This is a genomic window from Serratia sp. CY38905 (genome assembly GCF_052168875.1).
Taxonomy (GTDB): domain Bacteria; phylum Pseudomonadota; class Gammaproteobacteria; order Enterobacterales; family Enterobacteriaceae; genus Serratia; species Serratia sarumanii.
On the sequence record NZ_JBJNLV010000019.1, the window covers coordinates 21712 to 47499 of the forward strand.

Genomic DNA, 25788 nt, shown 5'->3' on the forward strand with positions numbered 1-25788 from the left:
TAGAGAGCGAGGCGCGGCCGAGACCAATACATTCTTGGCGGCCGATTTATTCCATTTACCTATAAGTTGAGCTGCGTCACAAGGAGGCGATACCCCGGATGAATCAGCCCCATGCCCTGCCCGATCCCGGCCGGATTAACTTCCGCCTGCTGCACTATTTCCGCGTGGTGGCGGAAGAGATGAACTTCACCCAGGCGGCGCGGCGGCTGAATATGTCACAGCCGCCGCTCAGCAAGCACATCAAGGAGCTGGAAAGCCAGCTCGGCGTGGTGCTGTTCAAACGCACCACCCGCTCCATGACGCTGACGCCGGCCGGCCGCACGCTGCTGCGCAACGTCGAGCGGCTGCTGGATCAGGCCGACAGCGCGCTGCATCAGGTGCAACAGATGGGGCGCGGCGAAGGCGGCCACATGGTGGTCGGCATGGTCGGTACCTCGGCCTGGGGCGGCCTGATCGCGGCGCTGCGGCGGTTCAGCGAGCAAAACGCCGGCGTCACCTGGTCGTTGAACGAGCTGACGCCCAGCCAGCAAATCGCCGCGCTGCAAAAGCGGCATATCGATATCGGGGTCTGGCGAGAGGCGCAGCAGCAGACGCTGCCGGGGTTGACCTGCCAACGCTTGGCGAGCGAGAGCATCGCCGTGGTGCTGCCGCTCGATCATCCGCTGGCGCAGCAGGAAAGCATCCCGCTGGCGGCGCTGCAGAACGACAGTTTCATCGTGCTGCCGCCGCACGAGGCCAGCCTGGGGCTGTATCTGCACAATCTGTGCCTGCAGCAGGGATTTTTGCCGGACGTCGCTTATCAGGTCAACGAACCGCAAACCCTGCTGGCGCTGGTGGCGGAGGGCTGCGGCATTACGCTGCTGCCGGACAGCTACGGCCGCATCCCGTGGCCCGGCGTCCGTTTTTGCTCGCTGCAGCAGGCGCCGCCGGCGGATCTGTACGCGGTTTACCGCGCCGACAGCGTCACGCCGGTCGTAGAGGCCTTTCTGGAGATGCTGCGGGCGCCGTAAGCGGCCCGCAGCGCAGATTACATCGTCGGCTGCACCATCAGCTGGCCGGCGGTGCCGCGATCGGCCATCTCCAACGTCTGGCTGTAATACAGGAACGGGAAGTGTTCGGAGGTAGGTTGGTTGAAATACACCAGCAGCTCGACGTCGCCATCGACCCAGACGGTGTCCTTCCAGCCGCGATCTTCCGCCATCGGCTGCGCGCCGTTGACGCGTTTGATCAGGAACTGCACGCCCTGAATATGGAACGACTGCGGCGTATCCGCATGAATGTTCCAGCGTTCCCAGGTGCCTTGCTGCGCCTGCACGTCGATGCGGTTCATGTCCCAAATCGCGCCGTTGATGCCGACGCCGCCGTCGCCCAGGCGGAAATCGCGAGTGCGGCTGGCGCTGCCGTCCAACAGCTGATCCGCTAGCAGGCGCATCGGCAGGTTGTCGGTCACCAGCGGCAGCAGGCCGGTCGGGCGCAGCGTCAGCACCTGGGTGGACACCAGAATGCTCGACGGCTCGAACAGGCCGCGCAGGCGATCCATGATGCCCGCCGCTTCACCGGCGGTGATGGTCACCTCCTCGCCCTTCGACATGTCGATCAGCACTTCCCGGCGTTCGCCCGGCGCCAGCGACAGCTGCTGCACCGCGACCGGCGCGGGCAGGAAGCCCTGATCGCTGGCGATCACGTTGAATGGGCGCCCGTCGCTGAGCTGCAGGGTATAGCGGCGCGCGTTGGAGGCGTTGAGCAGGCGCAAACGCACCCAGCCGCGCGACACCTCGACATACGGATTTTGCACGCCGTTGACCAACAGCGTATCGCCGACGAAACCGCCCTGCGACGGCGCATCGTATTGCGGCGTGCCGAAGTTATCGAAGCGCTTGTCCTGAATGATCAGCGGGAAATCGTCGACGCCGTAGTGGTTGGGCAGCGGCAGCGCTTTGCTGACCGCATCCTCCACCAGCCACAGCCCGGCCAGCCCGTTGTAAACGTGCGGCGCCATGCGGTTCGGCGTATTGGCGTGGTACCAACAGGTGGCCGCCGCCTGACGGATGGGCAGCACCGGCGACCAGTCGACGTTGGGCGACATCATGCGCGGCGCGCCGCCCATCAGCGTGCCCGGCACCTGCAGACCGCTGACGGTCATCGCCACCGGCTCCTGCAGGCGGTTGCTGTAGATCAGTTTGACGTCGTCACCGCTGTAAACCCGCACCGTCGGTCCCAAATACATGCCGTTGATGCCCCACACCGCCGCCTTGCGGCTATCCATAAACGCCCAGTGGGCGCGCTGCAGGGTCAGGAACAGCGGCTGACCGCGGCGAGACTCCAGCAGCGGGGGGATGGGTAATGGGGTCTGCGTTCCGCTCGCCTCTGCCCTCAGCGGCACGGCGCTCGCGCACAGCGCCAGGCCCGATGCCTGTATAAACTGACGTCGACTGAGTGACATATTTTCTCCATGAAAAGCAATAACTAAACCGTGTGCAAAACCCAAACGCCCGCCAATCAAGATTAGCAGGCGCTCAGGCGTTAACGGCGCTGAACGCCAATTAAAAACGTATTCTTTGAAGCCGGTAGACTCTTATTTTTTGGCGGCGTTGCGCTGGGCGACTTCGGCGTCCAATTGGGCGATTTTCGCCTCCATCAGCTCGCGGCAATGCGCCGCCAGCTCGCGCACGTTTTCTTTGCCGTATTTGCTGGTATCCACCGGCGCCAACATCTCGACGATCACGTGACCGTTATTCCAGCGATTAAGATTTATATTACCGCTGGTGGTCGATACGCAGATCGGCACAATCGGCACGCCGGCGGCGATGGCCGCGTGGAACGCGCCGGTTTTAAACGGCATCAGCCCGCGACCGCGGCTGCGGGTCCCTTCCGGGAACATCCAGATCGAAATGTCTTTCTTTTTGAACTGCTCCGCCACCTGGGCGATGGTGCCGTGCGCCTTGGCGCGATTATCACGATCTATCAGCAGATTACCGGTCAGCCAATACAGCGGGCCGAAAAACGGGATCCACACCAGACTTTTTTTACCGACGGTCACGGTGCGCGGCTGCACGATATTGGCGGCCGTCACCATGTCGTAGTTATTTTGGTGGTTGGCGATATAGATGCAGTTGCCGTTGTTGGCCGCATCGGCCGGCACGCGGGTTTCAACCTTGATGCCGAACAGCGTCGACAGGCGGCCGAAAAGGTGGCCGAAGGTCGCCACGTGGCGGGGATTGCGCGGGCTGAACAAGCAATAAACAGAACCGAAAATACACACCAGAATACAGAAAAGAGTGGCGAGAACGGCACGCAAAATCAATAACATAACAACCTCATTAGCACACTGCCAACGCAGTTTACTTCGCTGCGCAGATTCCTTTACTCATTATTTGCCGGCCAGGCGATAAGCACGCCGATGTCGCCTGCCTTTCTCGCTATTTTCCCGCCAGCCGGCAATACGCACAATAATTTTATGCGCAGAAATGTTAACTATTTGGAAAATAAACGCCAGTAAAAATAAATAAGGCGGCCACAGCATGCTGCGACCGCCCGTTAACGCTGGCGCCAACGCTTACTCTTCGCTGTCGCCGCCCGACGCCCGCACCGGCGCATCCACTTCGACGCGATCGATGCGCTGCAGGCCGCGCGGCAGCTGGGTGCCCTTGCGCCCGCGCTCGGCGCGGAATTTCTGCAGATCCTCCGGCCGCAGCGTCAGCTTGCGTTTGCCGACGTGCAGCGTGACGGACGCCTGCGGCGGCAGCACAAACAGCCAAGCCAGCTTGTCGTCACCGGCCGCCGCCTGGGCTGCCGGAATGGAGACGATCTTGTTGCCTTTGCCCTTCGACAGCTGCGGCAGATCGGCGACCGGGAACATCAGCATGCGCCCGGCGGCGGTGATCGACAGCAGCATGTCGTCTGCGCCGTGGATTTCCATCGGCGGCAGCGCCCTGGCGTTGTCCGGCAGCGTGATCATCACCTTGCCGGCGCGGTTGCGCGCCACCAAATCGTTGAAGGTGCAAACGAAGCCGTAACCGGCATCGGACGCCATCAGCAGCTTCTGATCGTCGGCCGCCATCAGCACTTGCTCAATGGTGGCGCCCGGCGGCGGCGTCAGCTTGCCGGTCAGCGGCTCGCCCTGCCCGCGCGCTGAAGGCAGCGTCATCGGATCGAGCGCATAGCTGCGCCCGGTGGAGTCGATGAACACCACCGGCTGGTTGCTCTTGCCGCGCGCCGCGCCGCGGAAGCTGTCGCCGGCCTTGTAGCTCAGGCCGGCCGGATCGATGTCGTGGCCCTTGGCGCTGCGCACCCAGCCCATTTCAGACAGCACGATGGTCACCGGCTCGGACGGCACGAAGTCGTGCTCGCTCATCGCCTTGGCTTCCGCGCGCTCGGTCAGCGGCGAACGGCGATCGTCGCCGTAGGTCTGCGCATCGGCCTGGATCTCTTTCTTGATCAGCGTGTTCAGCTTGCGCTCAGACGCCAGCAGCGCCTGCAGCTGATCGCGCTCTTTCGCCAACTCATCCTGCTCACCGCGGATCTTGACCTCTTCCAGCTTGGCCAGGTGACGCAGTTTCAGCTCGAGGATCGCTTCCGCCTGGGTATCGGAGATGCCGAAACGCTGCATCAGCACCGGCTTCGGCTCATCTTCGCTGCGGATGATGTGGATCACCTCGTCGATATTGAGGAACGCCACCAGCAAACCTTCGAGGATATGCAGGCGTTTCAGCACTTTCTCGAGGCGGTAGTTCAGGCGGCGGCGCACCGTGTCGCGACGGTAGGCCAGCCATTCGGTGAGGATCTCCACCAGCCCTTTGACCTGCGGGCGGTTATCCAGACCGATCATGTTCATGTTGATGCGGTAGCTGCGTTCCAGATCGGTGGTGGCGAACAGGTGGTTCATCACCTGTTCCAGATCGATACGGTTGGAGCGCGGCACGATCACCAGACGCGTCGGGTTTTCGTGGTCGGACTCATCGCGCAGATCTTCGACCATCGGCAGCTTCTTGGCGCGCATCTGGCTGGCGATCTGCTCCAGCACCTTGGCGCCGGACACCTGGTGCGGCAAGGCGGTGATCACCGCGCTGCCGTCTTCTTTCTTCCACACGGCGCGCATGCGCACCGAGCCGCGCCCGCTCTGGTAAATTTTGCGGATTTCATCGCGCGGGGTGATGATCTCGGCTTCGGTCGGGAAGTCCGGCCCCTGCACGAATTCGAGCAGATCGTCGAGCGAGGCGCCCGGCTTGTCGAGCAGCGCCACCGCAGCGGCGGCGACTTCGCGCACGTTGTGCGGCGGAATGTCGGTCGCCATGCCGACGGCGATGCCGGTGGTGCCGTTCAGCAGGATGTTCGGCAAGCGCGCCGGCAACATCTTCGGCTCTTGCAGCGTGCCGTCAAAGTTCGGGATCCAGTCGACGGTGCCCTGCCCCAGCTCGGCCAGCAAGACTTCGGCATATTTGGACAGGCGCGATTCGGTATAACGCATCGCCGCAAACGACTTGGGATCGTCCGGCGCCCCCCAGTTCCCCTGGCCGTCCACCAGCGGATAGCGATACGAGAACGGCTGCGCCATCAGCACCATGGCTTCATAACACGCGCTGTCGCCATGCGGGTGGTATTTACCCAGCACGTCGCCCACGGTGCGGGCGGATTTCTTGAATTTGGCGCTGTTGTTCAGCCCCAGCTCAGACATGGCGTAGATGATACGGCGTTGTACCGGCTTCAAGCCGTCGCCAATATACGGCAACGCCCGATCCATGATGACGTACATGGAATAGTTCAGATAGGCGTTTTCAGTGAATGTGTGCAGCGGTAAACGCTCTACACCATCATGAGTCAGATCACTCATTACTCAATTATCCTCAGACCGTGGCTTGGCAATCCCTGGACGACAATAAGGCATCGCTTGTCGATTCTGCCCGCGATAGTAACCCATCTGCGGGGTAGCTGTCACAGTTGGCGCAAGGATCGCCGACCGAAGCCGCTGCCATCAGGGGGTTTAGGCAAAATTCCACCGAGATTGTTGATTAGGAGTCAACACTGTTGTGCCTGCCGTCACGTTTTTACTTGCTTAGTCAGCGATTACACTCTCGTTCAGCAAGCTGTTTTTGCGCACTGCAGCGGAAAACGGCATCAATCTTAACTCTGACGGGAGCCGCAAAAGATGAGCAATATCCTGATTATCAACGCTAAAAAGCAATTCGGCCATTCCAACGGCGAACTCAATCAAACCCTGAGCGACGTGGCGGAAAGCTTCTTGCGCGATCTGCAGCACGAGGTTCAGGTCACGGTGGTCGACGACGGTTATGACATTGACGCCGAGGTGCAGAAATACCTATGGGCCGACGCGGTTATCTATCAGATGCCGGGTTGGTGGATGGGCGAACCCTGGATCCTGAAAAAATACATCGACGAAGTGTTCACCGCCGGCCACGGCAGCCTGTACGCCAGCGATGGCCGCACCCGCTCCGACGCCGGCAAGAAGTACGGCTCCGGCGGCCTGATACAGGGGAAAAAATACCTGCTGAGCCTGACCTGGAACGCCCCGCTGGAAGCTTTTACCGATCCCGATCAGTTCTTCCACGGCGTCGGCGTCGACGGCGTTTACCTGCACTTCCACAAGGCCAATCAGTTCCTGGGGATGGAAGCCTTGCCGACCTTTATCTGCAATGACGTGATAAAACAACCGGATATCGAAACGGACATCGCACGTTATCGCGAGCATCTGGCGGGAATTTTTGCTTAACTGGCAGCGAAGGGCTTAACCAACGAGGTAATGATGATCACCGTAATCGCAGAAATCAAAGTCAAACCCGGCCACCGCGCCACCGTGTTACAAGCCATTGAAAAACTGGTGCCGCTGGTGCTGGCGGAAGAAGGCTGCGGCGAATACACGCCGATGGTAGACAGCCACACGCAGGCTCCCTGGCAGAAACTGTCGCCGGATTCGGTGTTTATGCTGGAAAAATGGCAAAGCCAGACGCATCTGGAAAAACACCTGCAGATCGACCATATGCTCAAGCACCGCGAAACCATCAAGGACTACGTGCTGGGCACCGAGATCTACGTGCTGGAAAACGCGCTGTAATCCCTTCAGAGGCCCTCTGCGGCCTCTGGCGGCTCTCCCTCAAGGCGGGCGCTGACGTAGTCGAGAAAACAGGTGAGGCGCGCCGCCAGCTGGGCGTCGTGGTAATACACCGCGTTGATCGGCTGGCGCACGTCCAGCGTCTCCCGCACCAGCAGCGGTACCAGCCGGCCCGCTTCCCGATCGCGGCGGGTCATGAAGTCCGCCAGTTGGACAATGCCCGCCCCGCGCAACGCCAACTCACGCAGCGTCTCCCCGCTGGAGGCCAAGATCGTCGGTTCGATGGCGAAATACCGCGCCTGCCGGTAACGCAGCGGCCACTGGTTCAGCGATTCCGGGTAGGTGAATCCCAACAGGCAATGGCGGTGCAGATCTTCCACACCGCACGGTTCGCCATGCCGTTGCAGGTAATCCGGGCTGGCGAGGATGCGCAACCGGCTATGCCCCAGCAGGCGCGCATGGAGCGTGGAGTCGCGCAGCGCGCCGATGCGGATCGCGATATCGGCGCGTTTCTCCAGCAGGTCGATATTGCGATCGTCGGTGTCCAGCTCCAGCTCAATCTGCGGATAACGGCGGCGGAACTCCGCCACCATCGGCACCAGCACGTGCGCCATGAACGGGGCGGCGGCGTTGACCCGCAGCCGACCGGCGGGCAGCTGGCGCCGCAGCGCCATCAGTTCTTCGGCCTGATCCACCGAACGCAGGATTTCGCGCGCAGGCGCCAGGAAGCTCTGCCCTTCTTCGGTCAGGCTCAGGCGACGCGTGGTGCGGCGCAAGAGCGTAGCGTCGAGTTTCGTTTCCAGGCGGCTGAGTGCGCGGCTGACGCCGGAGGTGGTTTGGCCGAGCCGATCGGCGGCGGCGGTGACCGAACCGCTGTCGACCACCGCCGTGAACGCCAGCAGCTCTTCGAGGGTGATCTTCACGCGGTTCGCCCCAGGTTGACGGGCGCCGCATGCAACGCCCTGCGGGAAAGCAGGCCCGGCATTTCACCGGGCCAGGGTCAGGCTCAGACCGCCAATTCGGCCATGTCGCCCTTGTCTTGCAGCCAGTTGCGGCGATCTTCCGAACGCTTCTTGGCCAACAGCATGTCCATCACCGCCAGCGTCTGATCGACGTCATCCTCTGCCACCGTCAGTTGCACCAGACGGCGGGTGTTCGGATCGAGGGTGGTTTCGCGCAGCTGCAGCGGGTTCATCTCGCCCAGCCCTTTAAAGCGCTGTACGTTCGGCTTGCCCTTCTTGCGCTTCAGCTGTTCCAGCACGCCGGCTTTCTCTTCTTCATCCAGCGCGTAGAACACCTCTTTACCGAGATCGATACGGTACAGCGGCGGCATGGCGACATAGACGTGGCCGCCTTTCACCAGCGAGCGGAAGTGGCGCACGAACAGCGCGCACAGCAGCGTGGCGATATGCAGGCCGTCGGAGTCCGCATCCGCCAGGATGCAGATTTTACCGTAGCGCAGTTGGCTGAGATCTTCGCTGTCCGGATCGATGCCGATCGCCACGGAAATGTCGTGCACTTCCTGCGAGGCCAGCACTTCGTCCGAGGAGACTTCCCAGGTGTTCAGGATCTTGCCCTTGAGCGGCATGATCGCCTGATATTCGCGATCGCGCGCCTGCTTGGCCGATCCACCCGCCGAGTCCCCTTCCACCAGGAACAGTTCTGTCATGGCCAGATCCTGCGAGGTGCAGTCCGCCAGCTTGCCCGGCAGCGCCGGCCCGCTGGTCAGCTTCTTGCGCACCACTTTCTTGGCGGCGCGCAGACGGCGCTGGGCGCTGGAGATAGCCAGCTCGGCCAGCTGTTCCGCCGCCTGAACGTTCTGGTTCAGCCACAGGCTGAAGGCGTCTTTCACCACGCCGGAAACGAAGGCAGCGCACTGGCGCGAGGAGAGACGCTCTTTGGTTTGCCCGGCGAACTGCGGATCCTGCATCTTCACCGACAGCACGTAGGCGCAGCGATCCCAGATATCCTCCGCCGACAGCTTCACGCCGCGCGGCAGAATATTGCGGAATTCGCAGAACTCGCGCATCGCGTCCAGCAGCCCCTGACGCAGGCCGTTGACGTGGGTGCCGCCCTGCATGGTCGGGATCAGGTTGACGTAGCTTTCGGTTAGCAGCTCGCCGCCTTCCGGCAGCCACAGCAGCGCCCAGTCCACCGCTTCGGTGTCCCCGGCGAAATTGCCGACGAACGGCGCTTCCGGCAGGGTGATCAGGCCGTTGACCGCTTCCATCAGGTAGTCGGTCAGACCGTCCTGATAGCACCAGCGCTGTTCGGTGTTGTTCACCTTGTCGATGAAATAGATCTCGACGCCGGGGCACAGCACCGCTTTGGCTTTCAGCAGGTGAGTCAGGCGCGATACCGAGAAGCGCGGGCTGTCGAAGAACTGCTCGTCCGGCCAGAAGTGCACGCTGGTGCCGGTGTTGCGTTTGCCGCAGGTGCCGGTCACCGTCAGATCTTGCACCTTGTCGCCGTTTTCGAAGGCGATGCCGTAGACGTTGCCGTCGCGGCGCACGTTGACTTCCACCCGCTTCGACAGGGCGTTGACCACCGAGATCCCAACGCCGTGCAGGCCGCCGGAGAACTGGTAGTTTTTATTCGAGAATTTACCGCCGGCGTGCAGCCGGCACAGGATCAACTCAACCGCCGGCACGCCCTCTTCCGGGTGGATGTCCACCGGCATGCCGCGGCCGTCGTCGATCACTTCCAGCGACTGATCGGCGTGCAAAATCACGTCGATGCGCTTGGCGTGACCGGCCAACGCTTCGTCGACGCTGTTATCGATCACCTCTTGGCCGAGGTGATTTGGGCGCGTCGTGTCGGTATACATGCCGGGACGACGGCGCACTGGTTCTAGACCGCTGAGTACTTCAATGGCATCAGCGTTATAGCTGGATTGAGTCATCGTTGATTATTTTTTCGTGGTTAAAGGGAGGTGCCGGAACGGTCCGTCAGACCGCGTTTAGCCCTAAAAAATCCACAATCTGGGGGAAGTAGTGCTCGAAACCGACGAAGGCGTGGTTTCCACCCGACTCCACCGTTTGCCGACACGCAGTGTAATACGCCACTGCCTGGCCGTAATCGAGAATTTCATCGCCCGTTTGCTGCAGCAGCCAGATTAAATCCGGCGACTCCAAGGGATCGATCTGCATCACTTTCAGATCGTAAACGTGCCGAGACTCTAACACATATTGCTGGCCGGTGTAGGGGTTCTCGTTGGCGCCGAGATAGTCGACCAGCAGCTCAAACGGCTTGACCGCCGGGTTGACCACCACCGCCGGCAGCGAAAAACACTGCGACAGCCAGGTGGCGTAATAGCCGCCCAGCGATGAACCGACCAGCCCGAGCGTTTGGCCGGCGCGCTCCAGCACCATATTCTCCAGCATCTCGGCGGCCTCCGCCGGAAAGGCCGGCAGCTGCGGCACCAGCATCTCGATATCGGGATGGTGCTCGGCCAGCCAGGCCTTGAAGGCCACCGCCTTGGCCGACTGCGGCGAACTGTTGAAACCGTGCAGGTAGAGCAGTGTCGAAGGCATCAGTATCCATCCGAGTCCATATCGGGGCGGAAATCGTCGTTTTCCAGGCGGAACACCTGCGTCTCGACGCGGCCGTCCGGCAGCAGATCGAGGTAGCGCCAGCCGGGGGAGACGTCGTCAATGGTGAAGTTCGTGCAGTGCGGCTTGAATTGCACGCAGGTGGACGGCGTCGCCAACAGGCGTCGGCCCTGCCATTCCAGATCCAGATCCTGGTGAATGTGCCCGCACACCACGGTATTCACTTTCGGATAACGCAGCAGGATCGCGCCCAGCATATGCGGGTTGCGCAGGCTGTGCTGATCGAGCCAGGTGCAGCCGGAAGGCAGCGGATGATGGTGCAGCAGCAACAGCGTATAGCGCTCGGGGTGAGCCTGCAGGCAGCGCTCCATCCACTCGAGCTGGTATTCGCTCAATTCGCCGTGCGGCACGCCGAACACCTGGCTGTCCAGCATCAGCACCTGCCAGCTGTCGCCCAGCAGCACCTGTTTGGAAGGCGCGATGCCGGCTGCGGCCAACGCATCGACCATCGCCGGTTGAAAATCATGGTTGCCCGGCAGCCACACGCAGGGAGCCGGCAATTGCGCAATGCCGGCGGCGAAGTGGCGGTAGGCCTCTTGCGAATGATCCTGCGCCAAATCTCCCGTGGCGACGATCAAATCGACGTCGCGGCGCTGCGCCTGGATGGCGTCCAGCACCGCGTGATAGCTGCGATAGGTATTGATGCCGAGCAACGTCTCGTGTTCGCCGGCAAAAAGGTGGGTATCTGTTATTTGTAGAATCCTGACCGCGGCCCCACTCGCCACGGGCAGTTTAAACAGGCTTTCCAAATGGTGTCCTTTGTTATTTCAGTCTGTCTAACAAACCGGAACCGCCATCGCTCCATGCGCCAAACAGTAGCGCAGCCAATCAGCAAGAAACTGGTTAATTTGATGCTTTTCGTCGCGTTGATGCAACTTTTTATTAGGATAATCATAACGCGCTTTAAAGCGATAGATCTGCTGACTGGAACACACTTCCGCAACCATGGCGTCATGGTATAGCCGCACCGTCATCGCGGGCAGGCTCCAGTAGCTGACCGCCGGAAAGATCTGCTCGATCTCCACCAGCGACGTGTAACGCGTGGACTCAACGATGGTCAAACGATAGCCGGCGCCGTTCACCTGATAAGTCACCGTTTCGCCCGCTTCGTCGTTGCGCGGCAGCAAGCGGCGCAATTGCGCGAAGTTGGTTTCGCACAATCTCATCATTTCGGGGAAATCAGGGGTATAGCGCTGTTTCATTAGTTGGCCCACTCTTTTCTCAACGATTCATGGTGCAACGCCAGCCATTGCAATGCAATCACTGATGCGGCGTTATCGATCGCGCCCTCCTCAACCCAGCGGTAAGCCTGCTCGCGGCTGACCACGTGGACGCGGATATCTTCATGTTCTTCCGCCAGGCCGTGGATGCCCTCAGCGGTACCGGCGTCCACCTCACCGACCATGATCGACAGACGTTCGCTGGTGCCGCCGGGGCTGGCCAGGTAGCTCAGCACCGGCTTGCAGCGCCCGACCACCACGCCGGCCTCCTCCTGCGCTTCGCGGCGGCACACGTCCTCGACGCTTTCGCCGGTCTCGATCATACCCGCCACCATTTCCAGCAGCCAGGGCGAATGGCTGGTATCAACCGCGGCGATGCGCAGTTGTTCAATCAGCACAACCTCGTCGCGCACCGGATCGTAGGGCAGCAGCACCGCCGCATGGCCGCGTTCAAAAATTTCACGCGTGATTTCAGGGCTCATTTCGCCATTGAACAACCGATGGCGAAACCGGTATAAATTGAGTGAAAAAAAACCACGGTACAGCGTCTCGCGTGCAATAATTTCTACATCTTTTTTCTCGAAAGTAACGGGCGACGGCTGCGAACGGTTCATGCGCGAATTCTCCTGCTTGAGTATGCCGATAAAATAATCGGTTTTGATGACAGAAACAGCGGGACTCTCCGCCGCGGCTTTATGTTAGGCTGTTTTCCGCCGCCGGATGCGGCACGTTTGTGCGCTCGCAGGTAATAGCGGGAAACAATCCGGATTGTCAGCCATAATATCAGCTGCAGTCGACCCGGGCAGTACGCCAAGGTAAATGGGCGGTCTGAAAGGTAAAAGTTACGTGAGATGGCACATTCAGCCACCTGATGCGTACCCCAGACTCTGCTAGAATCGGCAACTATTTCGTCTATCGTCAGCGCTAACATAGCAATATTGCTGCACAACAAGGAATGCAAATGAAGAAACTGCTCCCCCTTCTTATCGGACTGAGCCTGGGCGGCTTCAGTGCAATGAGCCAGGCAGAGAACCTGCTGCAGGTCTACAAACAGGCCAGGGAAAGTAACCCGGATCTGCGCAAAAGTGCTGCTGACCGCGACGCCGCATTCGAAAAGATCAATGAAGCGCGCAGCCCGTTGCTGCCGCAGCTCGGTTTAACCGCAGGTTACGATTACACCAACGGTTATCGTGACAGCAATGGCGTTAACAGCAACGTGACCAGCGGTTCGTTGGCGCTGACGCAAACTATTTTCGACATGTCGAAATGGCGCCAGCTGACGCTGCAGGAAAAGACCGCCGGCATCTCCGACGTCACCTTCCAGACCGCTGAGCAGCAGCTGATTCTCAACACCGCCACCGCCTACTTCAATGTGCTGAAGGCGATCGACACGCTGTCCTATACCCAGGCGCAGAAAGATGCGGTATACCGCACGCTGGATCAAACCACCCAGCGCTTCAACGTGGGCCTGGTGGCGATCACCGACGTGCAGAACGCCCGCTCGAACTATGACACCGTGCTGGCGGCGGAAGTCTCCGCCCGCAACGATCTGGATAACGCGCTGGAAACGCTGCGCCAGGTGACCGGGGCCTTCTACCCGGAGCTGGCCTCGTTGAATACCGATCGCTTCAGTACCCAGCGCCCGGAAGCGGTGAACAACCTGCTGAAAGAAGCGGAAGCGCGCAACCTGAGCCTGCTGTCCGCCCGTCTGAGCCAGGACCTGGCGCGCGAGCAAATCCGCGCAGCCCAAACCGGCTATATGCCGACAATTGACGTCAGCGCGTCAACCGGCATCAGCAATACCAAATACAACGGCTCCAACACCGGCGGCGCGAATGCCGCACGCTACAGCGACTCCGATGCGGGCCAAAATAAGGTCGGCATCAGCTTCAACCTGCCGCTGTACAGCGGCGGCGCGACCAACTCGCAGGTCAAACAAGCGCAGTACGGCTTCGTCGGCGCCAGCGAGCAGTTGGAAAGCTCACACCGCAGCGTGGTGCAGACCGTGCGTTCGTCGTTCAACAACGTTAACGCCTCGATCAGCAGCATCAACGCCTACAAACAGGCGGTGATCTCCGCGCAAAGCTCCCTGGACGCGATGGAAGCCGGTTATCAGGTCGGTACCCGCACCATCGTCGACGTGCTGGACGCCACCACCACGCTGTATAACGCCAAACGTCAGCTGTCCGACGCGCGTTATACCTATCTGATCAACCAGCTGAACATCAAGTCGGCGCTCGGCACGCTGAACCAGAACGATTTGCTGCTGTTGAACGGCGCGTTGGGCAAACCGGTGTCGACCGCACCTGACGCCGTCGCACCGCAGAATCGCGCGCAGGACGCCTATGCAGACGGCTATCAGGACAATGCGCCGATGCAGCAAACCGCGGCGCCGGTACCGGCGGCCACTCGCGCATCCGCGCCGGCCGTTACCACCAGCCAACCGGCTCGCAACAGCGGCAACCCATTCCGCAACTGATGCGCGCACATTGATAAACACGGGGTTCGGCCTGCGCCGCGCCCCGTTTTTTTTGCCTCGATTTCACCACTTCTGCCCGCCGTCTCACAGCCGCCGCCACGTCAGGTGGTATCATCGTCACTCTCGTTTTCGCAGTCTGGTGAGGTTCGATGGACAACGATTCACGCTGGCAGCGCTTGATTAACGACGGCGAACTGCCGCCGCCGCTGCGCCCGACACAGGCGGTTTACGCCTCCTGGCTGCGCTGCCGCAGCCTGATGCAGCCCGACGTCTGGCAAGCACCGCACCGCGCCCAGGGCGCCACCTTCGAATCGATTTGCCGCCGCAAGAACGACCTGCTGACGCTCGGCCAGGCGGCGCTGGAGGACGCCTGCGAATACATGGAGCCACGTCGTTGTCTGTTGATGATCCTCGACGAGAGCGGCTGCATGCTGTGGCGCTGCGGCGACGCCCAAACCTGGGAACATTTACAGCAACTGGGGTTCGCCCCCGGCGCTTACTGGGCCGAAGGGCAGATCGGCACCAACGCCCCGGCGCTGGCGGCAACGGAAGGCCACCCGGTGCGGGTGAGCGGCGGGGAGCACGTGCGCCGGGCGCTGCACGGCTGGTCGTTCTGCGCTACGCCGGTCTACGACAACAGCGGCCGCCAGCGCGGTTCGATCGCGCTGGGCTGTCTGTTGGCCGACTGCGCCGCCGGCGATCTGTCGCTGACGCTGGCCATCGCCCGCGAAATCGGCAACTCGCTGAACGCCGACGGCCTGCTGGCGGAATCCAACCGCCATCTGAATCAGCTTTACGGCCTGCTGGACGGCGTGGACGACGGCGTGATGGCTTGGGATCACCGTGGCTACCTGCAATACATCAACCAGCGCGCCGCCGCCCTGCTGAAGCTGGACGAGCAGCAGAGCCAGGGCAAACCGCTGGCGCAGCTGCTGACGCTGCCCGCCCTGCTCAAGCGCGCCATCGCCGACCGGCAGCCGCTGCAACACGTCGAAGTCACCTTCGAAAGCCAGCGGCAGTTTATCGCCGCCCTGCTGACGCTAAAGCCGATTTTCGACGGCGATCGCTGCAGTTTCATCGCCCTGCTGCACCCGCTCGAGCGGCTGCGCCAGTATGTCAGCAGCCAGCTGGGGCACGTCAGCCACAGCTTCGAGCAAATGCCCTCCGCCTCGCTGGAGATGCGGCGGCTGATCCGTTACGGGCAGCAGGCGGCCAAGGGCCAGCATCCAATCCTGCTGCGCGGGGAGGAAGGGGTTGGCAAAGAGCGGCTCAGCCAGGCTATCCACAACGCCGGCGAACGCGCCGCCGGGCCGTATATCGCCCTCAACTGCCAGCTGCTGCCGCAGGCGCAGGGGCTGCGTGAACTACTGGGCAGCGACGCCAACGAAGAAGAGGCGGGCCAGCTGAGTAAATTCGAATTGGCCAACGGCGGCACGCTGTACCTCGAACAGATCGAATACCTGCCGGCGGAGATGCAGTCGGCGTTGCTGCAGGTGCTGAAAACCGGCGTGGTGATCCGCCTCAATTCCAGCCGGGTGATCCCGGTCGATGTCCGAGTCATCGCCGGCAGCGCCGCCGATCTGCCGCTGCTGGTGCAGCAAAACCGCTTCCGCCGCCAGCTGTTTTACAGCCTGCAGGCGTTCGAGATCCAGATCCCGCCGCTGCGCCAGCGGCTGAGCGATATTCCGCTGCTGGTCAAACACCATCTGCGCACGCTGGAGCAGCATTTTCAGTGTCGCTTTCGGGTGGATGACGAAGTGATGGCCCAGCTGGCGCTCTACCTGTGGCCGGGCAACGATTTGGAACTGAAAGGGGTGGTGGAGCGCGCGGCAATGATCTGCCACGGCCACCACATCCAATTGGCGGATCTGCCGGCGCACCTGCTCGGCCAGCCGTCGCTGCTGGAAAGCGATCCGCAGCCCGGCGCGCCGCTGCTGACGCTGACGGACATGGAGCGCCAGGCGATCCTGCGCGCGGCGACCGTCAGCCGCGGCCAGCTGACGGAAATGGCGCAGCTGTTGGGCATCGGCCGCACCACCCTGTGGCGGAAGATCAAACAGCACGGGATCGACATCCGCCAGTTCAAGCTGCGCGCCTGAACGCCTAGTGGCTGAGCTGCAGTACCCCGCGCGCGGCGTCCAGCATCGCCTTCTGCCCGCTGCGGGTTTTGCTCAGGCAATCCTGCATGCCGACCACCATCGGCATGCCCATCGCCTTCGCCAGAATGGCGCTGTGCGACAGGGCATTGCCGCCGCTCAGGCAGATGCCGAGCACCAGCCGCCTGTCGAGCATCACCACCTCCGAAGGCATCAGTTCGTCCATCACCAGTATCGACGGCTCTGCCAGCGCAATCGTCGGTAACGGCAGCCCCTGCAGATGGCACAGCGTGCGGCGCAGCATGTCGCGCACGTCCAGTTCGCGCGCCCGCATATAGTCGTCATCCAGCTCGCGGTACTCTTCGGCGATCGCCTCCAGCACCTGTCGCCAGGCCTGCTCGGCGCTGCACAACTGCTGCGCGATGCGGGTGTACGCCGCCTGCTGCAGATCCGGATCGTCCAGCAGCATGCTGTGGGCGCCGAAGATCGCCGCCTGCGGCTTGCCGATCAGCGTGCCGGTGCGCTCTGCCAGCCGGTTCAGATCGCTCAGCGTGCGCTGCAGCGCCTCACGCAGGCGTTGCTGTTCGCCCAACACCTCGTCCGCGCCGATTCGTCGATCGACGGTTGGCGGCCAGAAGCTGTGGGCCTGGAACACCGGCCCGCTGGTGACGCTTTCCGCCACCGGAATGCCATGCAGCGAAGGCTGCTGCCGCTCGGAAACCGTCTCGCCGAAATGCTGTTCCGCCAGCGCTTTGAACGCCGCCAGCGCTTCGTCCGCCTGCGCGCCGTCGGCGATCAGGCGAATAGTGTCGCCGTGGCGCACCTGCAGCAGCGCCAACTGATTGAGGCTGCGCGGATCGACGCACTGCCCTTGCTTTTCCAGCACCAGCTCAGCCTTGTACGGCGCCAGCGCCTCGACCAACCGCGCCGCCGGGCGCGCGTGCAGCCCATGCGGGTTTTGCACCGTCCAGGTTGCGCTTTTGCCCTGCGCCAGCGGCAAGGCCGCGCTTTTTGCGGCCGGCGAGCCTTCGCCCAGCTGCGCCTGTTTGGCCTGCAGCGCGCCCTGCGCCTCCGCCACCACCTGCTCCAGCGCGGCACCAGAGTTGGCGGCCACCACCGCCGCCAGCGTGCCTTCGACCAGCGGCGCCGCACACAGCCGCACTTTGACAGCCACGTCCGGATCCAGCAGATCGAGCGCGGTTTCGGCGCTGAGCAGCGCGCTGCCCAAATCCATCAGCACCAGAACGCCGTCACCGTCGGCGACCGCTTCGATCGCCTCCATCACTTTGACCGCGTCGGTGCCGATCGGGTGTTCCTCGTCATCCACGCCCGCCGCCAGCGCCAGTTTGCAGCCGTCGCCGCGCATCATCTGCCGCGCCAGTTGCTCAACGCCGCGCGCCAGCAACGCGCTGTGCGAAACCACCACGATATTAATCATCTCGCCTCCTGCTAGCTGCCGGCGACCTCGGCCAGCGTTTTCATCATCAACATCACCGAAGTGGCGCCGGGATCCTGGTGGCCGATGCTGCGCTCGCCCAGGTAACTGGCCCGCCCCTTGCGCGCCTGCATGGTAATGGTGCTCTCCACCGCCCGCTCGGCGCTGTCGGCGGCGCGCTGCAGCGCCTCCGCCACGCTCAGGTTCTGCTGCGCGGACTGCCCGAGGCTTTCCACCACCGGCCACCAGACGTCGCACATGGTCTTGTCGCCCGGCTCCGCCTTACCGCGCATCACCACGCCTTCAACCCCCTCTTGCATCATTTGATGCAGCTCCGCCAGATCCAGGCTTTGCTTGGCGTTCGCCGCCTGCGCCGCGCGGATGAAGAAGGTGCCGAACAGCGGGCCGCTGGCGCCGCCCACGCTCGACAGCAGCGTCATGCCGGTGTTTTTCAGGATGAAGCCTATGTCCTTGTCCGCCACCGACGGCAGCTTTTCCACCACCTTGTTGAAACCGCGATTCATGTTCAAACCGTGGTCGGCATCGCCGATCTCGGTGTCCAGCCGGGTCAGAAAATCTCGCTCCCGGCTGAACACCTCGCCGCAACGCATCAGCCAATCGACAACCTGTTGTTTGGTCAACGCCATGATTCCTCCTCAGCAACCCCAACGCAGCGCAGGCGTTTTCACCGGCGCATCCCACAAGGACAACAGCTCGTCGTCCACGTTCAACAGCGTGATGGACACGCCCTGCATATCGAGCGAAGTGCAGTAAGAGCCCACCAGATTGCGCTCAATGATGATGCCCGCCTCGGCGCAGCGCTCCGCCAGCCGATGGTATACGCCGTACAGCTCAGACAGCGGCGTGGCGCCCAGGTTGTTGACCAGCGCGATCGCTCGATCGCCGCGCGTCAACGGCTGCTTGGTCTGCATCTCGTCGCGCCACTCGCCCTGCTGACGATCCCAGACGCGGATCGTGCGCTGATAGTGGCCGTGGTCGATCAGCGTATGGAACATGTCGTCCACCGCCGCGTTGAGCGTGGTGAACGGACGGCGCGCAATGCCCGGCTCGCCGTGAATGCCGACGCCGAACTCCATTTCGTTCTCCGCCAGGGTAAACGACGGCTTGCCGGCGGCCGGCACGGTGCAAGCGCCCAGCGCGATGCCGATCGAATGCCCGTGGTTATTGATGCGATGCCCTAACGTCACCACGCTGTCCAGATCGTCGCCGCGCGCCGCGGCGGCGCCCAGCAGTTTCTCCATCAGCACGGTGTTGGCCACCCCGCGCCGCCCGGCGGTAAACAGGCTGTCTTTGACCGCCACGTCGTCATCCACCAGCACCGTCGCCACCGCGACGCCGCTGTCGTGCAGCAGCTCGGTGGCGGTTTCGAAGTTGAGCACGTCGCCGGTGTAGTTCTTGATCAGCATCAGCACCCCGGCGCCGCCGTCGATCGCCTGGCCGCACTCGTACATTTTATCCGGCGTCGGCGAGGTGAAAATCTCGCCCGGACAGGCGCCATCGAGCATCCCTTCGCCGACGAAACCGCAGTGCATCGGCTCATGGCCGCTGCCGCCGCCGGACAGGATCGCCACCTTGCCCGCCACCGGCGCATCGGCGCGGGTCACGAACAGCGGATCCGCGTGCACCAGCAACTCGGGATGGGCCTCCGCCAGCCCCTGCAACTGCTCTTCCAACACCGACTCGACCTGATTAATCAGTTTTTTCACGATGGTTTCCTCTGTAAGAACAGGGGCGCGGCGCACCGCGCCCCAACGATATCAATGATGCTGCAGCCAGGCGGCGCCCAGCCGATCCGCCGTCAGGATCGCCGCCTGCACGCCCGCGGGAGTAACCTTGAACGGCATGTTGTGAATGGTTTCGCCGGCGGCGCAGCTGGCTTCGGCCACCGCCATGATCTTCGCCGCCGCATCGCCGGTGACGCCCATCTGCGCCAGCGAGATCGGCAGGCCGATGCCATGACAAAACGCCAGCACGGTTTCAATCTGCGCCATCGGGCTGTTCTGCAGCACCAGCTGCGCCAGGGTGCCGAACGCCACTTTCTCACCGTGATACAGGTGGTGGCACTCTTCGAGCACGGTAAAACCGTTGTGAATGGCGTGCGCCGCCGCCAGCCCACTGCTCTCGAAGCCGATGCCGCTCAGATAGGTATTGGCCTCAATGATGCGTTCCACCGCTTCCGTCACCACGCCGGCCTCGACCGCCAGTTTGGCTTTCACCCCTTCCGCCAGCAGCGTGTCATAGCACAGCCGCGCCAAACTGAGCGCCGCCAGCGTCGATTTGCCGCCGGCCATGCTGGTGGCCTGGGCGTCGAAGCAGGCCTGGGCTTCGAAATAGGTGGAGAGCGCGTCGCCCATGCCGGCCACCAGCAGGCGCACCGGCGCCTTGGCGATGATGGCGCTGTCCATCACCACCATGTCCGGGTTGCGCGGGTAAATCAGGTATTCGGCGAATTCGCCCTGTTCGGTGTAGAGAACCGACAGCGCGCTGGTCGGCGCATCGGTGGAGGCGATGGTGGGAATGAGCACCACCGGCAGCTGTTGGTAGTGCGCCACGGCCTTGGCGGTGTCGAGCGTCTTGCCGCCGCCGACGCCGATCACGCCGCGGCAGCCGTGAGCCTGCAGCTCATGCCCGAGCCGGTCTATCTCCTTGCGGCAGCATTCGCCGTTGAAGCGGGCCGCATGATGTTTCACGCCGTGCTGCTGCAGGCTGCCCATTAGGGTGTCGCCCGCCAGCTGCATCACGAAGTCGTCGGCGATCACCAGATAGTGATCGGCGAGGGATTTGGCGTATTCGCCGACGGCGGCCAGCGCATTGGCGCCCTGAATATATTTGCCTGGTGACTGGATGATTCTCAACATAACCGGATCCTTGTAGGGAGTTGGCGATGGTAACGTTCAGATATCAGGTGATGATGCGCCGACTTCGCCGCCGGCTTGTTGTTGTGCTTCGACTATGAGCGCCCGCCACCCGCCTGGCGAGCCTCGCGATTTTTGTTCCATTATGGAACATCATCATAGCGACAACGTTTCATGATGAAACGCCAACGCGCGTTTTTTCGCCGCGAAAGCGAACTGGCGCACACCCCAACGTATAACTGCGTAAAGAGTCGATTCTGCGGGCGTTTCAGCTTTAATTTTGACCATGTTTCCCCTATCCTTAGCGCCACTACTGGGAAAGGGCGAAAACAGCCCGCATGATGGGATTGATAACGATGAAACGGACAAAAAACATCAACCAAGAGACGTTCCGCAAATCCTGGCGCAGTTACCGTGTCGCGCCCGTGGCTTTGGCGATCAGCGCCGTCTTTATGCTGGCCGGCTGCGAGAAGAGCGATGAAACGGTCTCCCTGTATCAGAATGCCGATGACTGTTCGCGCGCCAATCCTTCGATGAGCGAGCAGTGCACCACCTCCTACAACAATGCCCTGAAGGAAGCGGCGAAAACCGCGCCGAAATACGCCACCCGCGAAGACTGCGTCGCCGAGTTCGGCGAAGCGCAGTGCACCCAGGCGCCGGCACAGGCCGGCATGGCGGCGGAATCGCAAAGCAGCGGCAGCTTCTGGATGCCGCTGATGGCGGGCTACATGATGGGCCGCCTGATGGGCGGTTCCGGCTTCGCGCAGCAGCCGCTGTTCACCTCCAAGAACGCCGCCAGCCCGGCGAACGGCAAGTTTGTCGACGCCAGCGGCAAGAGCTACGGCCCGGCCACCGCCGGCGGCCGCACCATGACGGTACCGAAAACCGCCATGGCGCCGAAGCCTGCGGTCACCAACACCGTGACCCGCGGCGGCTTCGGCGAGACCGTAGCCAAGCAGACCAGCATGCAGCGCAGCAGCGCCACCTCCAACTCCGGCTCTCGCAGCATGGGCGGTTGATGCATGAAACGTATTGCTATTACCGAGCGCCCGGACTGGCGTGAAAAAGCGACCGAGTTCGGTTTCCGTTTCCACACCATGTACGGCGAGCCGTACTGGTGTGAAGACGCCTATTACCAGTTCACGCTGGCGCAGATTGAAGAGATCGAAAGCGCCACCGCCGAGCTGCACCAGATGTGTCTGCAGGTGGTGGAAAAAGTGGTCGGCAGCGACGAGCTGATGGCCAAGTTCTGCATCCCGAAACACACCTGGGAGTTCGTGCGCAGTTCGTGGCGCACCAATCAGCCGTCGCTGTATTCGCGTCTCGATCTGGCCTACGACGGCGTTAACCCGCCGAAGCTGCTGGAGAACAACGCCGATACGCCAACCTCGCTGTATGAGGCGGCCTTTTTCCAGTGGCTGTGGCTGGAAGACCAGATCAACGCCGGCAAGTTGGATCCTGAATCGGATCAGTACAACAGCCTGCAGGAGAAGCTGATCGAGCGTTTCGCCGAACTGAAAGCGCATCACGGCTTCGGCCTGTTGCACCTGGCGTGCTGCCAGGACAGCGAAGAAGATCGCGGCACGGTGCAATATCTGCAGGACTGCGCGCAGGAAGCCGGTCTGCCGACCGAGTTCCTGTTCATGGAAGAGATTGGCCTCGGCGAAAAAGGCCAGTTTACCGATCTGCAGGATCAGGTGATTGGCAACCTGTTCAAGCTCTACCCGTGGGAATTCATGCTGCGCGAGATGTTCTCCACCAAGCTGGAAGACGCCGGCGTGCGCTGGCTGGAACCGGCCTGGAAGAGCATCATCTCCAACAAGGCGCTGCTGCCGCTGCTGTGGGAAATGTTCCCGAACCACCCGAATCTATTGCCGGCTTATTTCGCGCAAGACGATCATCCGCCGATGGATCATTACGTCACCAAGCCGCTGTTCTCACGCGAAGGCGCCAATATCCAGATCGTCGAAAACGGTCAGGAAGTGGCGCGCGTCGATGGGCCGTACGGCGAAGAGGGCATGATCGTGCAGCAGTTCCACCCGCTGCCGAAGTTTGAAGACAGCTACACGTTGATCGGCAGCTGGCTGGTGAACGATCAGCCTTGCGGCATCGGCCTGCGCGAAGATCGCGAACTGATCACGCAGGATCTGTCGCGCTTCTATCCGCACACCATCCTCGGCTGATAGCCCCGCCGAGACCAAAACGCCAGTCTCTGACTGGCGTTTTTCTTTAGCCCACCTGCACCGACAGCATGCTCAGCGCTCCCATTTCGATACCGTCGATCGGCACGCTGATGGCCTCTTTGCCATCCCAACTGCCAAGCACGTACAGCAACGGCAGATAGTGTTCCGGCGTCGGATTCGACAGCGCCGCGCCTTCGTGGCGCATGAAATCCACCAGCGGATGGTTATCGCCCCGATAACGCAGGTTATCCCGGACAAAGTTATTGAACGATTCCGCCCACGGGTAGGCGCTGGTGTCGCCCTGCCATTTCACCATGCGCAGGTTGTGCACCACGTTGCCGCTGGCGACAATCATCACCCCCTCATCGCGCAGCGCCGCCAGTTTGCGCCCCAGCTCATAGTGATAGGCCGCCGGCTGCGTGCCGTCGACGCTGAGCTGCACCACCGGGATGTCAGCATTGGGGTACATCTTGATCAACACGCCCCAGGTTCCGTGATCCAACCCCCACTCGCCGAGATCGGCCGTCACCGGCACCGGCGCCAGCATTTGCTGCAGCTGCGCAGCCAGCGCGGGAGAGCCCGGCGCCGGATAACGGGTATCAAACAGCGCCTGCGGGAACCCGCCGAAGTCGTGAATGGTTTTGGGGTTTTCCATCGCGGTAACCGCAGTGCCGCGGGTATACCAATGCGCGGAAACCGCCACGATCGCCTTCGGGCGCGGCAATGACTCACCCAACGCACGCCATGCCCGGGTGTAGCGGTTGTCTTCCAGCACGTTCATCGGGCTACCGTGGCCAAGAAACAGTGCCGGCATACGAGAGGTGTTCATAGGGAGATCCTTAGTTCAAATTGTGCTATGCCGCTACATTACGCCCTTTGCCGCGCCAACACAGCCGGATAACCGTGATGAAGATATTCAATAAATTTGAATTAAAAGCGGAGGAATGCGCCGGCAGACAGAAAGATAAAAAATTAATATATTTCAATAGATTAATAAGATCAGTGAATGCCATGACATTACTGCCACACAGATCTAATTTGTGAATAATTTATGTATTTTTTGTTAACGCAATCTATACACTCCTCCTCTGCCGACGGGTAGCAGGCAACCCCGCCGCGCGATGGGAATTACGTCTCACCAAGGAGGAATTCATGTTCAGACTCACACTGGCAACCCGCCTGGCGCTTTCCATATCCTTGCTCACCGGCTGGACGGCCACCGCCGGCGCGGCGGACAACGCGCAGCTGACGCAGCGCGAAGATCCTTACTTCCTTCAGGCGCAAGCTCAGCTGCAACAGCGGCTGAAACAGACGCCAAACACCAACCGCGCCAAAAACGTCATTCTGGTGGTCGGCGACGGCATGGGGTTTTCCACCGTGACCGCCGCCCGCATTTTTGAAGGGCAGCAGCGCGGCGTGGACGGCGAATCCAACGTGCTGGCTTGGGAGGCCTTCCCCTATCTGGCGGCAGCCAAAACCTACTCCGCCGACGCCCAAATCACCGACTCCGCGCCCAGCGCGGTGGCGATGACCACCGGCGTCAAAACCATCAACGATCTGATGGGCCTCAACCATACGGCCACCCTCAACAATTGCGAGGATCAGCAAACCAAGACCGTCACCACGCTGTGGGAGATGGCCGCAGCGCTCGGCATGGCCACCGGCGCCGTGACGACCGCCACCATCACCCACGCCACGCCGGGCGCGACCTATGCCCATATCGCCAACCGCGATTGGGAATCCGACGCCAAAATGCCGGCAGCGGCTCTGGCCGCAGGCTGCCGCGATATCGCGCGCCAGCTGGTGGAAATGAAGTACGGCGACGGCCTTAACGTGGCAATGGGCGGCGGGCGCGCCAACTTCCTGCCCGATAGCGTGAGCGATCCGGAATACCCCGGCAAGAAAGGCGCCAGAAAGGATGGCCGCGATCTGACGCAGGCCTGGCTACAACGCTATGGCGAGCGTGGGCAATATGTCTGGAATCAGGCGCAGTTCGACAAAATCGAACCGGGTAAGGTCGATCATCTGCTGGCCCTGTTCGAGCCGTCGCACATGAACTTCGAGCACGATCGGCGGCAAGACGCAGCGGGAGAACCCTCGCTGGCGGAAATGACCGGTAAGGCCATCGATATTCTGGCCAGGAATCCCGAAGGCTACCTGCTGTTGGTGGAGGGCGGACGCATCGATCACGGTAGCCACAACGGTAACGCCTACCGTACGCTGAGCGACGCGGTCGCCCTGAACGAGGCGGTGAAAACCATCGTCGACAAGGTCAACCTGGACGAAACCCTGGTGATCGTGACCGGCGATCACAGCCACACATTGACCATCGCCGGCTATGCCAAGCGGGGTAATCCTATCCTCGGCATTTCCGTCGGCGTCGACGGCAAACCGCGGCTGGGTAGCGACGGCAAGCCTTACACCACCGTCGGCTTCGCCAATGGCCCCGGCGGCACGATCCCGCTGACCGAACGCCCGACATTGACCATGGAACAGGCCACCGCGCCCGACTTTATTCAGCCGGCGCTGGTGCCGCTGAAAAGCGAGACCCACGGCGGGGAAGATCTCGGCATCTACGCCATCGGCCCCTGGGCCCATCTGTTCCAGGGTACGGTGGAAGAGAACTACACCTTCCACGTGATGAATTACGCCAGCCGCATCGGCGAACGCCTGTCAGAACGGTAGATACAAAAAAGCCGCGTTACGCGTAATGCCGATCGTTTAAGGATCAATTGACCGATCCGGTAGTTGCTGTAAAAAGGGTTCATGGCATCATCATGGACCCTTAAAATGGAACTTTCCCAGGCTCTTGGCATTATCAA

22 protein-coding genes are annotated in these 25788 nt (G+C 61.8%); 8 read left to right on the top strand and 14 right to left on the bottom strand.

What is annotated here, in order from left to right:
• Positions 1-98: 98 nt before the first annotated feature.
• Positions 99-1010: a LysR family transcriptional regulator gene (locus ACJ8MK_RS24110; RefSeq protein WP_033654828.1), complete on the top strand. Its 912-nt coding sequence runs from the start codon at positions 99-101 to the stop codon at positions 1008-1010.
• 17 nt (positions 1011-1027) lie between these two features.
• Here the strand turns inward: ACJ8MK_RS24110 and ftsP are convergent, their stop codons facing one another.
• The 3 genes from ftsP to parC form a co-directional block, all read right to left on the bottom strand.
• Positions 1028-2443 carry a cell division protein FtsP gene (gene ftsP, locus ACJ8MK_RS24115; protein ID WP_033636056.1) on the bottom strand — a complete coding sequence of 472 codons (1416 nt, stop codon included), beginning with the start codon at positions 2441-2443 and terminating at the stop codon, positions 1028-1030.
• A 132-nt stretch (positions 2444-2575) separates the two neighbouring features.
• Positions 2576-3310, bottom strand: a complete 735-nt coding sequence (locus ACJ8MK_RS24120) for a 1-acylglycerol-3-phosphate O-acyltransferase (RefSeq protein ID WP_033636057.1) — start codon at positions 3308-3310, stop codon at positions 2576-2578.
• A gap of 246 nt (positions 3311-3556) precedes the next feature.
• Positions 3557-5830 carry a DNA topoisomerase IV subunit A gene (gene parC, locus ACJ8MK_RS24125; RefSeq protein ID WP_033636058.1) on the bottom strand — a complete coding sequence of 758 codons (2274 nt, stop codon included), beginning with the start codon at positions 5828-5830 and terminating at the stop codon, positions 3557-3559.
• 315 nt (positions 5831-6145) lie between these two features.
• Here parC and ACJ8MK_RS24130 point away from each other — a divergent pair, with 315 nt between their 5' ends.
• Both ACJ8MK_RS24130 and ACJ8MK_RS24135 read left to right on the top strand, forming a co-directional pair.
• Complete coding sequence (locus ACJ8MK_RS24130) at positions 6146-6727, top strand: NAD(P)H-dependent oxidoreductase (RefSeq protein ID WP_442518104.1); 582 nt, start codon at positions 6146-6148, stop codon at positions 6725-6727.
• Between the two features lie 33 nt (positions 6728-6760).
• Complete coding sequence (locus ACJ8MK_RS24135; protein WP_041038125.1) at positions 6761-7069, top strand: putative quinol monooxygenase; 309 nt, start codon at positions 6761-6763, stop codon at positions 7067-7069.
• Positions 7070-7074: 5 nt separating this feature from the next.
• On the opposite strand, the gene ACJ8MK_RS24140 is transcribed toward ACJ8MK_RS24135, so the two are convergent.
• From ACJ8MK_RS24140 to nudF, 6 genes are all read right to left on the bottom strand, one after another.
• Entirely contained in the window at positions 7075-7989 is a 915-nt protein-coding gene (locus ACJ8MK_RS24140; protein ID WP_442518105.1) for a LysR substrate-binding domain-containing protein, read from the bottom strand.
• Positions 7990-8072: 83 nt separating this feature from the next.
• Complete coding sequence (gene parE, locus ACJ8MK_RS24145; RefSeq protein WP_025304305.1) at positions 8073-9968, bottom strand: DNA topoisomerase IV subunit B; 1896 nt, start codon at positions 9966-9968, stop codon at positions 8073-8075.
• Positions 9969-10014: 46 nt separating this feature from the next.
• Positions 10015-10599: an esterase YqiA gene (gene yqiA / locus ACJ8MK_RS24150; protein WP_025304306.1), complete on the bottom strand. Its 585-nt coding sequence runs from the start codon at positions 10597-10599 to the stop codon at positions 10015-10017.
• Positions 10599-11426, bottom strand: coding sequence for a 3',5'-cyclic-AMP phosphodiesterase (gene cpdA / locus ACJ8MK_RS24155; protein ID WP_033636061.1), 828 nt, complete (start codon positions 11424-11426; stop codon positions 10599-10601). The genes yqiA and cpdA overlap by 1 nt, the downstream gene beginning before the upstream one ends.
• 27 nt (positions 11427-11453) lie before the next feature.
• Complete coding sequence (locus tag ACJ8MK_RS24160; RefSeq protein WP_004937244.1) at positions 11454-11879, bottom strand: DUF1249 family protein; 426 nt, start codon at positions 11877-11879, stop codon at positions 11454-11456.
• The gene (gene nudF / locus ACJ8MK_RS24165; RefSeq protein WP_033649068.1) at positions 11879-12511 is read right to left on the bottom strand and encodes an ADP-ribose diphosphatase; all 633 of its coding nucleotides are present in this window, start codon (positions 12509-12511) and stop codon (positions 11879-11881) included. The genes ACJ8MK_RS24160 and nudF overlap by 1 nt, the downstream gene beginning before the upstream one ends.
• A gap of 347 nt (positions 12512-12858) precedes the next feature.
• Here nudF and hasF point away from each other — a divergent pair, with 347 nt between their 5' ends.
• Together hasF and dhaR are read left to right on the top strand one after the other, a co-directional pair.
• A complete protein-coding gene (hasF, locus tag ACJ8MK_RS24170) occupies positions 12859-14376 on the top strand; it encodes a multidrug efflux transporter outer membrane subunit HasF (RefSeq protein WP_033649067.1) in 1518 nt (505 codons plus the stop codon).
• Between the two features lie 149 nt (positions 14377-14525).
• The gene (gene dhaR, locus ACJ8MK_RS24175; RefSeq protein WP_442518106.1) at positions 14526-16475 is read left to right on the top strand and encodes a dihydroxyacetone kinase operon transcriptional regulator DhaR; all 1950 of its coding nucleotides are present in this window, start codon (positions 14526-14528) and stop codon (positions 16473-16475) included.
• A 4-nt stretch (positions 16476-16479) separates the two neighbouring features.
• Here dhaR and dhaM read toward each other — a convergent pair whose 3' ends face one another.
• From dhaM to ACJ8MK_RS24195, 4 genes are read right to left on the bottom strand one after another with little or no spacing between them, the layout of a single operon-like run.
• Positions 16480-17910 (bottom strand): dihydroxyacetone kinase phosphoryl donor subunit DhaM, encoded by a 1431-nt coding sequence (gene dhaM / locus ACJ8MK_RS24180; protein WP_442518107.1) that lies wholly within the window; start codon positions 17908-17910, stop codon positions 16480-16482.
• Positions 17911-17921: 11 nt separating this feature from the next.
• Complete coding sequence (dhaL, locus tag ACJ8MK_RS24185; protein WP_033636066.1) at positions 17922-18554, bottom strand: dihydroxyacetone kinase subunit DhaL; 633 nt, start codon at positions 18552-18554, stop codon at positions 17922-17924.
• Positions 18555-18563: 9 nt separating this feature from the next.
• Positions 18564-19634: a dihydroxyacetone kinase subunit DhaK gene (gene dhaK / locus ACJ8MK_RS24190; RefSeq protein WP_041036734.1), complete on the bottom strand. Its 1071-nt coding sequence runs from the start codon at positions 19632-19634 to the stop codon at positions 18564-18566.
• 51 nt (positions 19635-19685) lie between these two features.
• On the bottom strand, positions 19686-20786 hold the full coding sequence (locus ACJ8MK_RS24195) for a glycerol dehydrogenase (protein ID WP_060422899.1): 1101 nt from the start codon (positions 20784-20786) through the stop codon (positions 19686-19688).
• Between the two features lie 353 nt (positions 20787-21139).
• Here ACJ8MK_RS24195 and ACJ8MK_RS24200 point away from each other — a divergent pair, with 353 nt between their 5' ends.
• Both ACJ8MK_RS24200 and ACJ8MK_RS24205 read left to right on the top strand, forming a co-directional pair.
• Positions 21140-21802: a DUF1190 family protein gene (locus ACJ8MK_RS24200; RefSeq protein WP_015379087.1), complete on the top strand. Its 663-nt coding sequence runs from the start codon at positions 21140-21142 to the stop codon at positions 21800-21802.
• 3 nt (positions 21803-21805) lie between these two features.
• On the top strand, positions 21806-22966 hold the full coding sequence (locus tag ACJ8MK_RS24205) for a glutathionylspermidine synthase family protein (RefSeq protein WP_033649062.1): 1161 nt from the start codon (positions 21806-21808) through the stop codon (positions 22964-22966).
• 46 nt (positions 22967-23012) lie between these two features.
• On the opposite strand, the gene ygiD is transcribed toward ACJ8MK_RS24205, so the two are convergent.
• A complete protein-coding gene (gene ygiD / locus ACJ8MK_RS24210; RefSeq protein WP_342098579.1) occupies positions 23013-23795 on the bottom strand; it encodes a 4,5-DOPA dioxygenase extradiol in 783 nt (260 codons plus the stop codon).
• Between the two features lie 323 nt (positions 23796-24118).
• Here ygiD and ACJ8MK_RS24215 point away from each other — a divergent pair, with 323 nt between their 5' ends.
• Complete coding sequence (locus tag ACJ8MK_RS24215) at positions 24119-25651, top strand: alkaline phosphatase (RefSeq protein WP_442518108.1); 1533 nt, start codon at positions 24119-24121, stop codon at positions 25649-25651.
• Positions 25652-25788: the final 137 nt, after the last annotated feature.

What these genes read in the sequence shown, in the direction of transcription:
- dhaL (WP_033636066.1), bottom strand. Translation starts at nt 18,554, where the DNA reads ATGGCGTTGACCAAACAACAGGTTGTCGATTGGCTGATGCGTTGCGGC.
- yqiA (WP_025304306.1), bottom strand. Translation starts at nt 10,599, where the DNA reads ATGCCTTCGACACTGCTCTACCTGCACGGTTTCAACAGTTCGCCGCAG.
- ACJ8MK_RS24135 (WP_041038125.1), top strand. Translation starts at nt 6,761, where the DNA reads ATGATCACCGTAATCGCAGAAATCAAAGTCAAACCCGGCCACCGCGCC.
- ACJ8MK_RS24200 (WP_015379087.1), top strand. Translation starts at nt 21,140, where the DNA reads ATGAAACGGACAAAAAACATCAACCAAGAGACGTTCCGCAAATCCTGG.
- dhaM (WP_442518107.1), bottom strand. Translation starts at nt 17,910, where the DNA reads ATGATTAATATCGTGGTGGTTTCGCACAGCGCGTTGCTGGCGCGCGGC.
- hasF (WP_033649067.1), top strand. Translation starts at nt 12,859, where the DNA reads ATGAAGAAACTGCTCCCCCTTCTTATCGGACTGAGCCTGGGCGGCTTC.
- ACJ8MK_RS24195 (WP_060422899.1), bottom strand. Translation starts at nt 20,786, where the DNA reads ATGTTGAGAATCATCCAGTCACCAGGCAAATATATTCAGGGCGCCAAT.
- ACJ8MK_RS24160 (WP_004937244.1), bottom strand. Translation starts at nt 11,879, where the DNA reads ATGAAACAGCGCTATACCCCTGATTTCCCCGAAATGATGAGATTGTGC.
- ygiD (WP_342098579.1), bottom strand. Translation starts at nt 23,795, where the DNA reads ATGAACACCTCTCGTATGCCGGCACTGTTTCTTGGCCACGGTAGCCCG.
- dhaR (WP_442518106.1), top strand. Translation starts at nt 14,526, where the DNA reads ATGGACAACGATTCACGCTGGCAGCGCTTGATTAACGACGGCGAACTG.
- ACJ8MK_RS24205 (WP_033649062.1), top strand. Translation starts at nt 21,806, where the DNA reads ATGAAACGTATTGCTATTACCGAGCGCCCGGACTGGCGTGAAAAAGCG.
- ftsP (WP_033636056.1), bottom strand. Translation starts at nt 2,443, where the DNA reads ATGTCACTCAGTCGACGTCAGTTTATACAGGCATCGGGCCTGGCGCTG.
- ACJ8MK_RS24110 (WP_033654828.1), top strand. Translation starts at nt 99, where the DNA reads ATGAATCAGCCCCATGCCCTGCCCGATCCCGGCCGGATTAACTTCCGC.
- ACJ8MK_RS24215 (WP_442518108.1), top strand. Translation starts at nt 24,119, where the DNA reads ATGTTCAGACTCACACTGGCAACCCGCCTGGCGCTTTCCATATCCTTG.
- ACJ8MK_RS24120 (WP_033636057.1), bottom strand. Translation starts at nt 3,310, where the DNA reads ATGTTATTGATTTTGCGTGCCGTTCTCGCCACTCTTTTCTGTATTCTG.
- parE (WP_025304305.1), bottom strand. Translation starts at nt 9,968, where the DNA reads ATGACTCAATCCAGCTATAACGCTGATGCCATTGAAGTACTCAGCGGT.
- nudF (WP_033649068.1), bottom strand. Translation starts at nt 12,511, where the DNA reads ATGAACCGTTCGCAGCCGTCGCCCGTTACTTTCGAGAAAAAAGATGTA.
- ACJ8MK_RS24130 (WP_442518104.1), top strand. Translation starts at nt 6,146, where the DNA reads ATGAGCAATATCCTGATTATCAACGCTAAAAAGCAATTCGGCCATTCC.
- parC (WP_033636058.1), bottom strand. Translation starts at nt 5,830, where the DNA reads ATGAGTGATCTGACTCATGATGGTGTAGAGCGTTTACCGCTGCACACA.